The organism is Rhizobium sp. Leaf321, from assembly GCF_001423215.1.
GTDB classification, from domain to species: Bacteria; Pseudomonadota; Alphaproteobacteria; order Rhizobiales; family Rhizobiaceae; genus Neorhizobium; species Neorhizobium soli.
Genome location: NZ_LMOF01000001.1, coordinates 285,845 through 299,483 on the forward strand (window position 1 = coordinate 285,845; position 13,639 = coordinate 299,483).

The window sequence follows — 13,639 nt, forward strand, 5'->3', positions numbered from 1 at the left end:
GGTTCCTTATGCGTCTTACGGCTGTATCACTGCTCGTTCTGGCCCTCGCTGCGACTGGATGTACCTCCAGCAGCGATCTGGAATCCGCTGTGCCCGCTTCATCCGGGTCTGCAAAGACGTCCCGTCTGGCTGCAAGAACGGCTCCGCTGGTTCCCGCTGTCGACGTCGGGACGACGGCCGGCATTCCGTCACCACCGCAAAAGCCATTGGCGTGGGGCGGGCCTGTGCCGCAGTCGCCGGCGTTCCGCAACATCGCGCCGGGTCCTTCGGTCGAAGCGCCAGGCAATCCGATGGTCACCACCGTCGGCATGCCGATGCCGGCTCAGCGGCCCGTATCGGCGCTCACTCCGGTTTCCCTGCCCGACATGAGGCCAGGCCTCGGGGTTTCGCCGGGTGGCCGCTCGCGGATCTACAGCCACAGCTTCCGCGATGCCAAACCGATCAATTTCGGCAAGGTCTCGCCACGAAAGATGTCCGTTCACGGCGTCGACGTTTCTCGCTGGCAGGGCGATATCGATTGGGCAAAGCTGCGGACGCAGGGCGCCAACTTTGCCTATATCAAGGCGACCGACGGCGGCGATCATCTGGATCCGATGTTCAAGACCAACTGGCGCAAGGCCAAGGAGGCCGGCGTCAAGCGTGGCGCCTACCACTTCTTCTACTGGTGCCGCGTTGCGAGCGACCAGGCCGAATGGTTCATCCGCAATGTTCCGAAAGATCCCGACGCGCTGCCGCCTGTGATCGACGTCGAATATAACGGCGAGTCGAGCTGCAAAATGCGTCTATCGCGCGCCAAGGTGCTCGAAAAGATGCAGGTCTTCATGGACATGCTGGAGCGTCATTACGGCAAGCGGCCGGTGATCTACACGGCGCCGGATTTCTACAAGGACAACCTGCGCGGCGAATTCCTCAACTACCCATTCTGGCTGCGCGCGGTCGCTCAGCATCCGTCGGTGGTCTATCCCGATCGCAGATGGGTGTTCTGGCAGTATTCCGGATCCGGCCTCTCGCAGGGCGTCGAGGGTAAGATCGATCTCAACGTCTTCCGCGGCGGCGAGGGTGATTGGCATGACTGGGTCGCCCGCAACTGAGGGGATCGACTTCAGACGATAATCGGCGAGCGCCCCGCGTCAGCGTCTGATGCGGGGCGTTTTGCTATCCGGGATATGCAGGTTCCGCTGACGCCATCGCCACTTCGGCTTAGCGCGTCTCTACCTCCGCAGCTGCTGCACTCTCCTGAGCGATATCGATCTTGGCCACGACGGACATGCCGGGCACAAGACGGTCCGTCAGGGCCTGTTCGGTATCGATGGCAATGCGCACCGGAATACGCTGAGCGACCTTGGTGAAGTTGCCGGTCGCGTTGTCGGATTTGATCACGGAGAATTCCGAGCCTGTCGCCGGGGCGAAACGCTCGATCGTTCCCGTGAACGCCTGATGACCCAGAGCATCGACCGTGAATGTCACGCGCTGGCCGACGGTCATGTTCTCCAGCTGGGTTTCCTTGAAGTTTGCGACCACCCAGACGTGATTGGGCACGAGCGAAGCGACCTGTGTGCCAACGGAAACATATTGACCGATGCGGCCGGTCACCTCTCCAAGGGTTCCGTCCTGCGGTGCGATGATCCTGGTGTTTTGCAGGTCGATCCGCGTTAGTTCGACCGCGGCCTTGGCGCTTCCGACGCTCGCTTCCAGCGAACGACGACTGACGACGATCGTGTTGAGGTCCTGTTCGGCCACCAGTTCGGTCGCCTGTGCCTGGTGGAGGCTCGCCTGCGCCTGGTCATAGGCGGCGCGGTTCTTCTCCGACTCGCTTTGGGTGGTGACGTTGTTTTTGAGCAAAGTCTCGGTGCGCTCATAGGTCAGCTTGGCCGCGTTCAGTGCTGCCTGCGCACTTTCGATGCCGGCCTTTGCCGAGACGATATTGGCCTCCGCCGATTTGCGGCTTTGCTCGGAATTGTCGAGCGAAGCTTCAGCGGTGGCGAGTTGCGCCTCTGCCTGTTCGAGCTTCTGGGCATAGATGCGGTCATCGATCTTGACGATCAGATCGCCCTTCTTGACCTTCTGGTAGTCCTGCACCGGCACGTCGACGATGACTCCCGCCAGTTGCGGACTGAGCAACGTCACCTGTCCGCGGACATAGGCATCGTTCGTGGTCTCGACCGTGCCGTGGAAGGGGGGCAGGTTCCAGGCGTAAAGCACGATAAACACGCCGACGATCCCGACGATCAGCGCGACGTATGTGGAAATGGATCTGAAGGCAGCGTTCATAGCTCTGTTCTTTTTCTAAAGTGTATCGAATTGACGGTCAGGCCTGCGTGGAGGCAGACGCATGCGGTATGAGCCGATCGCGGTGGGTCCACGCGAGATGGCATACAAGCATCACGATCGCGCCGATTGCGATCAGGAAAGTCACGTAGAAGGCGTCGTTATAGGCGAGCACATAGGCTTGTTGCTGAACGGCCTTGGCGAAGGTCGTGGTGCCCTGGATCGTGCGCTGGGTCAGATCGGATGTCGACCGCGCGTAGGCGCCGACATACTGCTGGATTCTCGCCGTCACCATCGGATCGGTGGGCAGAAGTCGGGATGTCAGGATCGACGAGTGATATTGCTCGCGCCAGGTGACAAAGGTGCCGAACAAGCCGCTGCCGAGGAACGCGCCGACCTTCTGGGTAAACAGGAAGACGGCGATAAAGCTGATGACGTAGGTCAGGCCCTTCTTCAGCGCGGCGGCAAAACCCACCGCCATGGCCGGCGGTAGAAACAGACCGCTTCCGAAAGCGATCATGGCCTGGCTGACATACATCTGTTCCGGCCGGGTCAGGACCGTGGATTGGCTGTCCATGTAGCATCCCGCCGCAATCAGGATCAACGCGACGAGGTGGATGAAGCCTTCACGGCCGGGCTTCATCACAAGCGCGCAGACGAGGCCTGAAATCACGCTGGCAATCAGGATCGCCCAGTAGAGCCCAGCCATCTGTTCGTTGAACAGCCCGAGCTGTTTGAAGAAGTTGATCGCGCCTGTGGATTGCTCGGTCAAAAGCATGCGGAAGACCAGGAGAACGCCTGCAAAATGGATGATCTCGCGCGAGGTGATCCAGCGCACGTCGATCAGGTTTGTCTTGCGGTTGAGTTCGATGATCGTCATCAGAACGCCGGTGACGATCGCGACGACAAGCAGCCAGCCGAGCCAGTCCGCTTCCAACCACCAATACAGGCGGCCCATGGTGAATACGACGGCAAGGCATCCCATGCTGGTGGCCAGAAGTGCATAACTGACAAAGTCGAGCGGCGCGATCACCTTGGCTCTTGGAGGCGAGGTGAGTGGCAGCAGGAACACAAGGCCGAACACGATCAGTGCGAGGCCCAGTTCCAGAAGGTAGAGGCCCTGAAGGTCGCGCTCGTCGAGCAGCGATGGCGACACGAGACCGGCAATCGGCGTTGCCAGAAGCAGACCGATCAGCGCCAGACAGATACCGATATTCAGCTTCTTCTCCGGCGGAAAGATCTCCAGCATGTAGAGAATTGCGATGGAGGAGACAGGCGCGGCCGCGGCTCCCGCAAAAAACCGGAGGGCAATGGCAACGCTGAGATCGTTCACCCACAGATGTGCCAGGCTGATGATCACGTAAGGGATAATGGCGATTTCGCAGAAGTTGCGGATACCGTATTGCGTGCGGACCTTGAACAGGAACAGACCAAGGCTGGCGTTGGGAAACAGATAGGCGGCCACCAGCCAGGACGCTTCGGTCTGGGTCGCTTCCATCGGGCCAGCAATCTGCTGGAGGTTGGCCGAAATCAGACTTGTGCCCAGGCCCTGCATGACCGCCGCGGCAATTGACGCGAATGCATAGAGGAGCGCAATTGGAAGCGGTTTCGGAACGAAAGCCGGGGGGGCTACAGGCGGCGCAACGGCAGGGGCCGCATCCTGCACAGCTGAGGCGGTCGATCGCCCCGCATCGGGGCTCGCATCTGAATTTTCGACGTCGTCTTTCACGACTGTTGTGTCACGTGATGACATTGAAGCTCTCCAGATCGGCAAGATTGGTGCCGATCGCGTCCAGGAGGTCGTTGGCACGGCGGATATCGTCGTGGTCGAGGCCTGCAAAAATCTGTTTCCGGATCTGGTCCGCGAGGGAGCGCACGAAGTCTGCCTGCTCCTTGCCGTGGGACGTCAGCGAGATCAGTTTCGCGCGTCGGTCGCCGGGATCGGGCCTGCGCTCGATCAGGCCGTTCTGTTCCATGCGGTCAAGCAGCCGGACCAGTGTCGCCTGCTCGAGCTCAAGCTCAAACGCAAGCTCGGTCTGTGTCATGCTCTGCTTTTTAGTCAGCCGAAACAACGCACGGGCGCGCGGATAGGTCAGGCCGTGGGCGGTGACCTGCTGATTGAACGCCGTGCGGATTTTCCGGCTTACCTTGGTAAGCGATTCCAGAAAATCAGAGCTTGCGAGATCCTGATCCATAAAAGGTTAGTGTGCTAAGTTTATGATGACCATTAGTTAGCATGCGTACTATTCCGGTTCAAGGTCGGGATCGCCCTGTCTGCCGGCTTCAGCAACGCCATTATCGCATTGCGGACCCCGTTCTGCTGCATGGGTCCGGAGTGTCCGCTCCCATACTGACGTGCCTATTCCATAGAAAATGCCGCGCTCTTGGGAAGCGCGGCAGGACTTATCGCTGTATCGCAGAAAACCTGCGGCCAGCACTTGGTGTTAGCGGCAAACCTTCGTTTCCTTGATGATCACAGCACCGTGACGCATCGTCTTGACCTTCTTCACGACACAACCGCGGCGCTGATGATGACGGTCACGTTCGCGCATCATGCGCGGCGGCGGCGGTCCACGACGGTCGTCGGTAACGATCGTAACGCTCTGAGCCTGTGCAAAAGGTACAAATGATACAGTCGATGTAATAGCAATAGCGGCTGCGATAATAAAATTCTTCACGTTTCCTGCCCTCCTTGATGGCGGACAGTAACGCGAATGTCATCGACTGGTTCCACGCCTTTATATCTTAGCGAAGAAGGCTTTGCCCGCCGTCGACGAAGATCGGCGTTCCAGTGATGTGACGGGAGCGATTGGACGCGAGAAACAGCACGACGTCAGCAACATCCTCACTTTCGCCTGCCTTGCCTCCGGTGATCGGAATTTCCCCTGCCGGAAAAACGACAGGGACAGCCGTTTCGTCCTTGCCGCGAAGACTTGTATTGTCGTCGATGCTTGTCCCGATCGATCCCGGGCAGATCGCATTCACGCGGATCCTGTGCTTGCCAAGTTCGAGTGCCAGTTGCTGCACCATCGCAACCTGGGCAGCCTTGGTGGCAGAATAGGCGGTAGCGCCCGGCGTTGTGAACGTGCGGTTGCCGTTGATCGAGGAGATTACGACGACCGACCCGCCCTGTTTCTTGAGATGCGGCACGGTGACGTGAAAGGATAGGTAGGTGCCGCGCAGGTTGACGCGGATCGTGGTGTCCCACTCGTCCGGCTTCATGTCGTCGATCGGAGCCCAGACGCCATTGATACCGGCGTTGATCACAACGATGTCCAGTTGGCCATAGGCTTCGACCAGATGATCAACCGCTGCTCTCATTGCGGCTTCGTCCGCAACGTCGGCATCCAGCACGAGGGCGTCGCCGCCTCCGGCCGTGATTTCGTCAGCCGTCTCTTCCAGTTCGCTGCGCGTATGGCCGAGAAGCCCGATTCTGGCTCCCGATTGGGCCAGCTTGAGCGCTGCCGCCTTGCCAATTCCAGATCCGGCGCCAGTGACCAGGGCGACCTGCGTTTTCAATTCCATGAGCACATTCCTTGCTGCGACGCGAAAATCAGTGAAGGGCAAACGGCAAACGTAAATCGTGGTTCCCAATCCGGACGTCAAAAGTGACCGCATGGAGAGACCCCGGTCGCCGGCGTCTCTTGATAGGGGCCAGGATCAGGGCAGCGTCCCGCATTCGAGCCCGTCACAGTTCTCGTTCAGGCTCCGCCGGATCCTGCTTTGGAGGAGGGGAACTCCAAACGCGTTTGCGACGTTGGGTAGCAATCTCAGATGGAGCCAACCCATGCGCTTTCGCCGCCCGATCATCGCCTGCATCGCCAGCCTTCTCAGCTTGCCCGTATCGGCACAGGAGTCTTCCTTTCTTCCCACGCTCAAGGGCAGCTGGACCGGCGTCGGCACCGTCGTGACGCGCATCGGCGCAAAGCCGATCAACGTGACGTGCAAATTCGATATGTCGGGTGGGCGCACGGCGTTTTCGATGGACGGCACGTGCCGCGGCCTGCTGGTCGTCCAGCGCAAAATATCCGCCACACTGCAGGAAAGCGGCAATGGCTACCGCGGCACCTATACCGGCCCTTCCGGTCAGCCTTCGACCCTTTCGGGAAGACAATCCGGCAACCGGATCAATCTGTCCGTCCGTTGGGCACGTGTCATCAACGGCGATCGGACTGCCAATATGACAATCGAATCGCGCGGTGCTGGCAGCCTGCGTCTGCAGACGGTCGACAAGGATCCGAGCACGGGCAAGACCGTCGTAACCAGCAGCATCAATTTAACCCGGTAGGCGCTCGAAAGCCCCTCGCCACGCACCTCGACCGCAGAGCGGGGAAATGAACTTTTCGCTGCACTGCACGTTGTCTTGCGCCATTGATCATTCGGAGAGATAATTTTGGACATCATCCGCATCCTTTTTGCCTTCCTCCTGCCGCCGCTAGGCGTGTTCCTCCAGGTCGGCCTCGGCCTGCACTTCTGGCTGAACATCCTCCTCACCCTGTGCGGCTTCCTTCCGGGTATCGTGCACGCGCTGTGGGTCATCCTGAAGAAATAACAGGATCGCGGCGCTTGACTCGCCGTCGCGTCTCACTCGGACTTTCGCGATACTGCGCCCTGTAGCTGCGCGATAGGGCGGAACCCGAGTTGAAACCGGTCTCGGCGGCGATGTCGGCGATTGCTGCTGAGGTCTCGATGACCTTTCGTCGGGCTGCGTTCAGACGCAGGGCAATATAATGATTGTGTGGTCCCACACCTATCGTTGTCTGAAACATGTCTTGAAGATGCCGGGCGCTTACACCTACGCGCTTTGCGAGCCTGGTGAGAACCAAGGGAGCATCGACAGTCTCCTCCATCAATCGCACCGCCGCCTGAACTCTGGCGTCGCGTCCCTGTCTGACGGAAGTGACGGCTGAACCATGCTCGCGGCCTAGGCGGTGACCGTATTCATAGAGAAACAGCCTGGACACTTCGAGCGCCAGCGTATGGCCATGGGCCCTGCGGATCAGTTCCAGCATCAGGTCGAGCGTCGGAACCGGTCCGCCTGTCGTAATGCGCTTGCTGTCGATCACGAAGCGGTCTCGAACAAGCTCGACCTCCGGATAAACCAGCGAAAAGGCCTCCAGATCCTCCCAGTGGATGGTTGCACGCGACCCGTTCAGCAGGCCAGCCTCGGCCAGCACGAAGGTTCCGGTCTCAATACCCGCGATCAGGCTTCGATGTCTCGCTGTGCGAGCAAGCTGCGCCTTAAGGTCGTTCGTAACGCTTTTCTTCCAGTCATAACTCGACAAGACGAACAGCGGGTCCGTTTCCCTTGCCGGTCGAAACGCGCCAGCCACCGCGATCGGTATTCCGCATGTCGTGTCGACCGGCGTTCCATCAGGAGAATGCAGTGTCCAGCGATAGAGGTCGCCCCCGGCAATGCGATTTGCAGCCCGCAACGGTTCGATCACAGACGCCAGAAGTATGAGGTTGGTCTCTGGCAGAAGAAGGATATCGAAGTGCTGACTGGGGGCCTTTTGGCTCATTCACCGTAATCCGTGCTGATTGCCGATAGTGTATGAAATGGCTCCGATAATGCAAAGCATTCCATCCGCCTCTCGGTCGTAATACGCTCAATCAGAAGGAGCATATGATGCCGCTTGAGATGAACCGCGAGGTTTTCATAACCTGCGCCGTGACGGGTGCCGGAGATACGACATCACGATCGCCACACGTGCCGATCACGCCGAAGCAGATCGCCGATTCTGCCATAGATGCGGCGAAGGCCGGGGCGGCCGTTGTTCACTGCCACGTGCGCAACCCGGAAACCGGCGCGGCAGCCCGCAATATCGACCTCTACAGGGAAGTGACCGACCGCATCCGCTCGGCCGATGTCGATGTGGTCCTGAACCTCACCGCCGGCATGGGCGGCGATCTCGTGTTCGGCAATGTCGAAGCGCCTTTCCCCGTCAATCCGGAAGGAACCGACATGGTCGGCGCCACGGAGCGTGTGGCGCATGTGGCGGAGTGCCTGCCGGAAATCTGCACGCTCGATTGCGGCACCATGAATTTCTCGCTCGGCGATTACGTCATGACCAACACGCCGTCGATGCTGCGCGAAATGGCAAGGCAGATGACGGCGCTCGGCGTGCGTCCCGAGATCGAGGCTTTCGATACGGGTCATCTGTGGTTTGCCAAGCAACTCGTCGAGGAAGGCCTGATCGAGGATCCGGTGCTGATCCAGCTCTGCATGGGAATTCCGTGGGGCGCGCCCGACGACCTGAATACGTTCATGGCCATGGTCAACAACGTCCCGAAGACGTGGACGTTCTCGGCCTTCTCGATCGGCCGCAACGCGCTTGCCTATCCGGCGGCAGCGGTGCTGGCCGGCGGCAATGTCCGGGTCGGTCTTGAAGACAATCTCTATGCCGGCAAGGGGCAGCTCGCGACCAACGCGCAGCTCGTCGAAAAGGCGGTTGGCGTGATCGAGGGCATGGGCGCAAAGATCATCGGCCCGGCCGAAGTGCGTGAAAAACTCAAGCTGCAGAAACGGCGATCGGCATGAGCAAGATCAAGAAGGCAGCCTGTATCGGTGGCGGTGTCATCGGTGGCGCCTGGGCCGCGCGTTTCCTGCTTGGCGGCATCGACGTTTCCATCTTCGATCCGCACCCCGATGCCGAGCGCATCGTCACGGAGGTGGTGGCCAATGCGGAGCGCGCCTATGGCATGCTGACCATGGCGCCGCTGCCGCCTCGGGGAAAACTCGTCTTTTGCCCCACGCTGGAGGAGGCGGTCGCAGGCGCCGACTGGATCCAGGAAAGCGTCCCGGAACGGCTGGACCTGAAGCGTGGCGTTCTGACGAAAATCGATGCGGCTGCCGATCCGAAGGCGCTGATCGGATCGTCCACTTCAGGGCTGATGCCGACGCAACTGCAGCGCGACATGCGGCATCCCGAGCGTATGTTCGTCGCGCATCCCTACAACCCTGTCTACCTCCTGCCGCTGGCCGAACTGGTCGGCGGCGAACGCACAAGCCCGGAGACCCTGCTTCTCGCCCGCGAGCGGCTGGCGCCGATTGGCATGAAGGGCGTGATCCTCAAGAAGGAGATCGAAGCCTTTGTCGGCGACCGTCTGCTGGAAGCCTTCTGGCGCGAGGCGCTGTGGCTGATCCATGACGATATCTGCGATACCGAGACACTCGACGATGTGATCCGCTATTCCTTCGGCATGCGCTGGGCGCAGATGGGACTGTTCGAAACCTACCGCATTGCGGGTGGCGAAGCGGGCATGCGGCACTTTCTGGCGCAGTTTGGCCCCTGCCTCGCCTGGCCCTGGACCAAGCTGACCGATGTGGTCGATCTCGATGACGCCCTGGTCGACAAGATCGCAGCCCAATCGGATGCCCAGTCCGGCGCCTATGGCATCCGCGATCTGGAACGCATCCGGGACGAAAACTTGGTAGGCATCATGCAGGCGCTGAAAGCTGGCGACGGCGGCAAGGGCTGGGGCGCCGGAAAGATCCTCTCCGAGTTCGAGACGCATCTCTGGTCTGAAGGCGGCGGAAACGGCAACGGCGCAAGCCTGTCCGTCGACACCTCGGCCCCGCTGCGGCTGGTCGATACCAAGGTCAATGCCGCCTGGGTCGATTACAATGGCCACATGACGGAGCACCGATACCTCCAGGTGTTCGGCGACACGTCCGATGCCCTGCTGCGCCTGATCGGCGTCGACTTCGCGTATGTCGAGGCGGGCCACAGCTATTACACGGTCGAGACGCATATCCGGCATCTGGGCGAGGCCAAGCTCGGCCAGGCGATCTACGCCACACTGCAGATCCTGTCCGTCGACGAAAAGCGCGTCCGATTTTTCTCGACCATTCACGACTCGAAGACTGACGGCATCATCGCGACGGCAGAGCAACTGATGCTGCATGTGGATGCAAGCGCCGGCAAATCCGTTGTCGCTCCTCCGGAAGTGATGGCAAAGCTTGCGCCGATTGCGCAGGCGCATGCCAAGCTAACGTTCCCGGACGGGGCAGGCCGCTCAGTCGGGCAGAAAAATTAGCTCAGCGGAAGCGTTAGGCGGCCGGAACAATAACCGCATCTCCTCTGTTTCTGACAACAAGGAGAGATGCGCCATGACCTACGAGTTAAGGGCCGTCCGAGGCGATCAGATCATTCGGGAAAGTTTCGCAACGGCGCAGGATGCCGTCTCTTCGATCGATGCGTTGCGGGGACAGGGGGTGCGGGTGGAAGTAGCCATCGACAGCACCGCAGTCCAGCCTGATACACTGACGGATTCGGAACGGCTGATCATCGTGAAAGAAGGCCGGAGATCCGCGGCAAGCGGCAACACGCTGGACACCTGCCCTTACACGGATGATCTTGACCGTCGCGCGCTTTGGCTGGAAGGATATCAGGATCCGAGCTGATTGATTTTTCTGCCGGACAATCACACGTATCCTAATAGGGCAAAAATCATGCAGATTCGTGCGTTTAGCGCCGGGGACACCGATGAACTTGCGGGACTGCTCGAGGAAATGCAGGACTATTACGGCGTGTTCTGCCCTCCGCGGGACGCAATCGTCGCGGGGATTCTCAACCGGCCGCTCAATACCGAGATCATCGTCGCCGGAACCAGCCGCGTGATTGGCTTTGCCGCCTTCGCTTCGATCTTTCCCGGTCCCGGCCTGGTGCCGGGCCTGTTCCTCAAAGAGCTTTTCGTGTCAGCTTCCGAGCGGGGCCAAGAGGTTGGTATCAAACTGATGCAGCGGCTTGCAGCGATTGCCGTCGAACGGAAGTTTGGCCGCGTCGATTGGACGGCGGCGCGCACGAACCAGCGGCTTTTGAAGTTCTACGACGACCTTGGCGGCGAGCGGAAGGAAACCCACATCTTCTACCGTCTCGAGGGTGCGAAACTGAACGCGCTGGCTGAACGGAGCTAGCTTAGAAAGCGCCGTCCTATCCAGGAAACACGGAGAGCCAGCACCCTCGCTATGACATTCCTGCCACAGTTTGACCCGCTTTTCCGTTCCGGGCAACTCTTGCTTTGAGCAAAAGAGTTCAGCCGTTGACTTGCAAAAGCCCTCCCGATAATTCCTGATCAAAATAATCATGATTTCTTTTCCGCTTGGTCTGCAGCGGCGGGGCGTCGTGGCAGAAATTTTAGTACGAGGGGAATTTCGCGTGGCGTTTCGGTCAAGACCTTTTCAAGTCAATGGTTTTTCACGGATTTCGATGGGGCGCCGGGTAAGCGCCCAACGGATAGCGCTTCTTTCCAGTGTGGCAATCCTGCTGCCGCTGCAGGCTCTTGCACAGACAGCTGATGCCACCGGCACAACGCTCGCGCCGATTGTGCTCGAAAGCGGTGGCAGTGGAGTGGGTCCCGATGCGACGATCGTTGCCAAGGCTTCCCGTTCCAGCAGCAAGACCGATACCCCTCTGCTCGACGCGCCCGCTTCGGTTTCCGTCGTGACGGAAGAAGAACTGGAAAAGCGCGGCGTCACGACGCTCGACGAGGCTCTGGCCTACACGCCGGGTGTTTCGACCGACATCTACGGCTCCGACAATCGCTACGATCACTATCTGATCCGCGGGTTCTACTCGACCGGCAACGCCACCTATCGCGACGGTCTGCCGATGTATACGGGTGGCGATTTTACGACCAACCGTATCGAACCCTACGCGATGCAGCGCATCGAAGTGCTGAAGGGTTCCAACTCGTCTCTGTTCGGACTGTCGGGACCGGGTGGTATCGTCAATGCGGTGACCAAGCTTCCGCAGGACGAGAAATTCGGCGAAGTCTACACGACACTCGGCGACGGTCATGTCGAGACCGGAACCGATTTCGGCGGCCCGCTGGATGCAGACGGTATCTGGAGCTATCGTTTGACCGGCAAGTGGCAGAATGCCGACGCAGGGATCGACGAGACCGAGGACGATCGCATCTACGTCGCGCCGGCGCTGACCTGGTCTCCGACCGCGGATACGTCCTTCACGCTTCTGATGGACTACAACAAGCGTGACGGCAGCACGTCTCACGGCATTCCGCTCGGCTCCGGCATCGATTCCGAGACCTATCTCGGCGAGCAAGATTTCGACAACATGGACGTAATCGAGAAGAATATCGGTTACCAGTTCCGCCACGATTTCGGCAATGGTCTCGAGTTCCGCCAGAACGCCAGGTACACCAAACTCGATGTCACCTACGAGAGTGTCTACAATTCGGCTGATCCAGCCACGAGCCGCAACGCTCTTGCAGTCTACGGCGGATCCACGCGATTCCACATCGACAACCAGTTGCAGTACGAGGCGAGCTTTGGTGACTTCGACAGCCGGACGCTGTTCGGCTTCGACTACGGTCGCGACAGCAACGAGGAAATGCGGTTCGACGGTACTGCACTCGGCGTCGGCGATATCCGCAATCCGGTTTACTGCGGTCGAAGCTGCGTGTCATTCGGTGCCGGCGTTGCGTCCGAGTCCGATCTGACGACCAAGGGTCTCTATATCCAGGAAGAGCTGACCTACGACGATCGGCTGATCTTTACCGTCGGCGGTCGTTATGACCATGCCGAAACTGAAAGCACTTCCTACGGCACAAACTACGACGCGGTCGACGAGAATTTCTCCAAGCGAGCCGGTGTGACCTACAAGGCCACGAGCGAAGTCTCTGTCTACGCCAACTACTCGGAATCCTTCCTTCCGGTTGCGGCCAATCGCAGCTACTTCATCGGCACCCCTAAACCGCAGGAAGGCAGGCAGTACGAAATTGGCATCAAGTATGAGCCGACCGGCATCGATGCGCTCTTCACGGCGGCACTGTTCGACCTGACGCAGACCAACGTCGCACAATGGGCACCGGACTATTCGGCTCAGTACCAGGTCGGAAAGATCAACGTTCGCGGTCTCGAACTGGAAGCCAAGGTCGCGCTGTCCAATCGGATCAACTTTACCGCCGGATATTCCTACCTGGATGCAGAGATCGAGGAGGATGTCGACCCCACTCTCGTCGGCAACCGGCCGTATCTGGTTCCCAAGCACATGGCGTCGGCATGGTTCGACTACACGCTTCCCGGCAACGGCGCGCGCGGCGATCTGACGCTCGGCGTTGGCGGACGCCTGGTCGGCAGTTCCTATGCCGATAACGCCAACACGGATCCCGTTCCGTCGAGGGTCCTGTTCGACGCAGCCGTGAAATATCAGATCCGCGACAACGTCGCTCTCTCGGCGAACGTCACGAACCTGCTCGATAAGGAATATATCAGCCAGATCGACGGCTTCAGCAACACCGCCTATTACGGCGATCGCCGTACGGTTCTCGCAACGCTGAAATACACTTGGTAACCGGGCTTCGCCTCAATGGGGCACTCGAACTGTGAAACCTGATTATACCAAGA

At 59.7% G+C, this 13,639-nt stretch carries 14 protein-coding genes; 8 read left to right on the forward strand and 6 right to left on the reverse strand.

Annotation, left to right across the window (positions count from 1 at the left end):
- Window positions 1-8: 8 nt before the first annotated feature.
- The gene (locus tag ASF70_RS01240; RefSeq protein ID WP_062576737.1) at window positions 9-1,091 is read left to right on the forward strand and encodes a GH25 family lysozyme; all 1,083 of its coding nucleotides are present in this window, start codon (window positions 9-11) and stop codon (window positions 1,089-1,091) included.
- Window positions 1,092-1,200: 109 nt separating this feature from the next.
- On the opposite strand, the gene ASF70_RS01245 is transcribed toward ASF70_RS01240, so the two are convergent.
- The 5 genes from ASF70_RS01245 to ASF70_RS01260 form a co-directional block, all read right to left on the reverse strand.
- Window positions 1,201-2,271, reverse strand: coding sequence for an HlyD family secretion protein (locus ASF70_RS01245; protein ID WP_062576739.1), 1,071 nt, complete (start codon window positions 2,269-2,271; stop codon window positions 1,201-1,203).
- 37 nt (window positions 2,272-2,308) lie between these two features.
- Window positions 2,309-4,021 carry an MFS transporter gene (locus tag ASF70_RS01250; RefSeq protein ID WP_062576741.1) on the reverse strand — a complete coding sequence of 571 codons (1,713 nt, stop codon included), beginning with the start codon at window positions 4,019-4,021 and terminating at the stop codon, window positions 2,309-2,311.
- On the reverse strand, window positions 4,008-4,463 hold the full coding sequence (locus tag ASF70_RS01255; protein ID WP_062576743.1) for a MarR family transcriptional regulator: 456 nt from the start codon (window positions 4,461-4,463) through the stop codon (window positions 4,008-4,010). The genes ASF70_RS01250 and ASF70_RS01255 overlap by 14 nt, the downstream gene beginning before the upstream one ends.
- A gap of 249 nt (window positions 4,464-4,712) precedes the next feature.
- Window positions 4,713-4,946 carry a hypothetical protein gene (locus ASF70_RS23830; protein ID WP_113110177.1) on the reverse strand — a complete coding sequence of 78 codons (234 nt, stop codon included), beginning with the start codon at window positions 4,944-4,946 and terminating at the stop codon, window positions 4,713-4,715.
- 67 nt (window positions 4,947-5,013) lie between these two features.
- Entirely contained in the window at window positions 5,014-5,793 is a 780-nt protein-coding gene (locus ASF70_RS01260) for an SDR family NAD(P)-dependent oxidoreductase (protein WP_062576745.1), read from the reverse strand.
- A 262-nt stretch (window positions 5,794-6,055) separates the two neighbouring features.
- Here ASF70_RS01260 and ASF70_RS01265 point away from each other — a divergent pair, with 262 nt between their 5' ends.
- Both ASF70_RS01265 and ASF70_RS23370 read left to right on the forward strand, forming a co-directional pair.
- On the forward strand, window positions 6,056-6,556 hold the full coding sequence (locus tag ASF70_RS01265) for a hypothetical protein (RefSeq protein ID WP_062454454.1): 501 nt from the start codon (window positions 6,056-6,058) through the stop codon (window positions 6,554-6,556).
- Between the two features lie 105 nt (window positions 6,557-6,661).
- Entirely contained in the window at window positions 6,662-6,820 is a 159-nt protein-coding gene (locus tag ASF70_RS23370; RefSeq protein WP_082471680.1) for a YqaE/Pmp3 family membrane protein, read from the forward strand.
- Here the strand turns inward: ASF70_RS23370 and ASF70_RS01270 are convergent.
- Window positions 6,804-7,790: a GlxA family transcriptional regulator gene (locus ASF70_RS01270; RefSeq protein WP_062576747.1), complete on the reverse strand. Its 987-nt coding sequence runs from the start codon at window positions 7,788-7,790 to the stop codon at window positions 6,804-6,806. The two genes, ASF70_RS23370 and ASF70_RS01270, sit on opposite strands and share 17 nt — an antisense overlap.
- Before the next feature lie 107 nt (window positions 7,791-7,897).
- Between ASF70_RS01270 and ASF70_RS01275 the strand changes: the two genes are divergently transcribed.
- The 5 genes from ASF70_RS01275 (at window position 7,898) to ASF70_RS01295 (ending at window position 13,586) form a co-directional block, all read left to right on the forward strand.
- Window positions 7,898-8,809, forward strand: a complete 912-nt coding sequence (locus tag ASF70_RS01275; protein ID WP_062576861.1) for a 3-keto-5-aminohexanoate cleavage protein — start codon at window positions 7,898-7,900, stop codon at window positions 8,807-8,809.
- The gene (locus ASF70_RS01280; protein WP_062576749.1) at window positions 8,806-10,308 is read left to right on the forward strand and encodes a carnitine 3-dehydrogenase; all 1,503 of its coding nucleotides are present in this window, start codon (window positions 8,806-8,808) and stop codon (window positions 10,306-10,308) included. Before ASF70_RS01275 ends, ASF70_RS01280 begins: the two co-directional genes overlap by 4 nt.
- Before the next feature lie 73 nt (window positions 10,309-10,381).
- A complete protein-coding gene (locus ASF70_RS01285; RefSeq protein WP_062576751.1) occupies window positions 10,382-10,675 on the forward strand; it encodes an Rmf/CrpP family protein in 294 nt (97 codons plus the stop codon).
- A gap of 48 nt (window positions 10,676-10,723) precedes the next feature.
- Complete coding sequence (locus tag ASF70_RS01290) at window positions 10,724-11,188, forward strand: GNAT family N-acetyltransferase (RefSeq protein ID WP_062576754.1); 465 nt, start codon at window positions 10,724-10,726, stop codon at window positions 11,186-11,188.
- A 292-nt stretch (window positions 11,189-11,480) separates the two neighbouring features.
- On the forward strand, window positions 11,481-13,586 hold the full coding sequence (locus ASF70_RS01295; protein ID WP_082471681.1) for a TonB-dependent siderophore receptor: 2,106 nt from the start codon (window positions 11,481-11,483) through the stop codon (window positions 13,584-13,586).
- Window positions 13,587-13,639 lie beyond the last annotated feature (53 nt).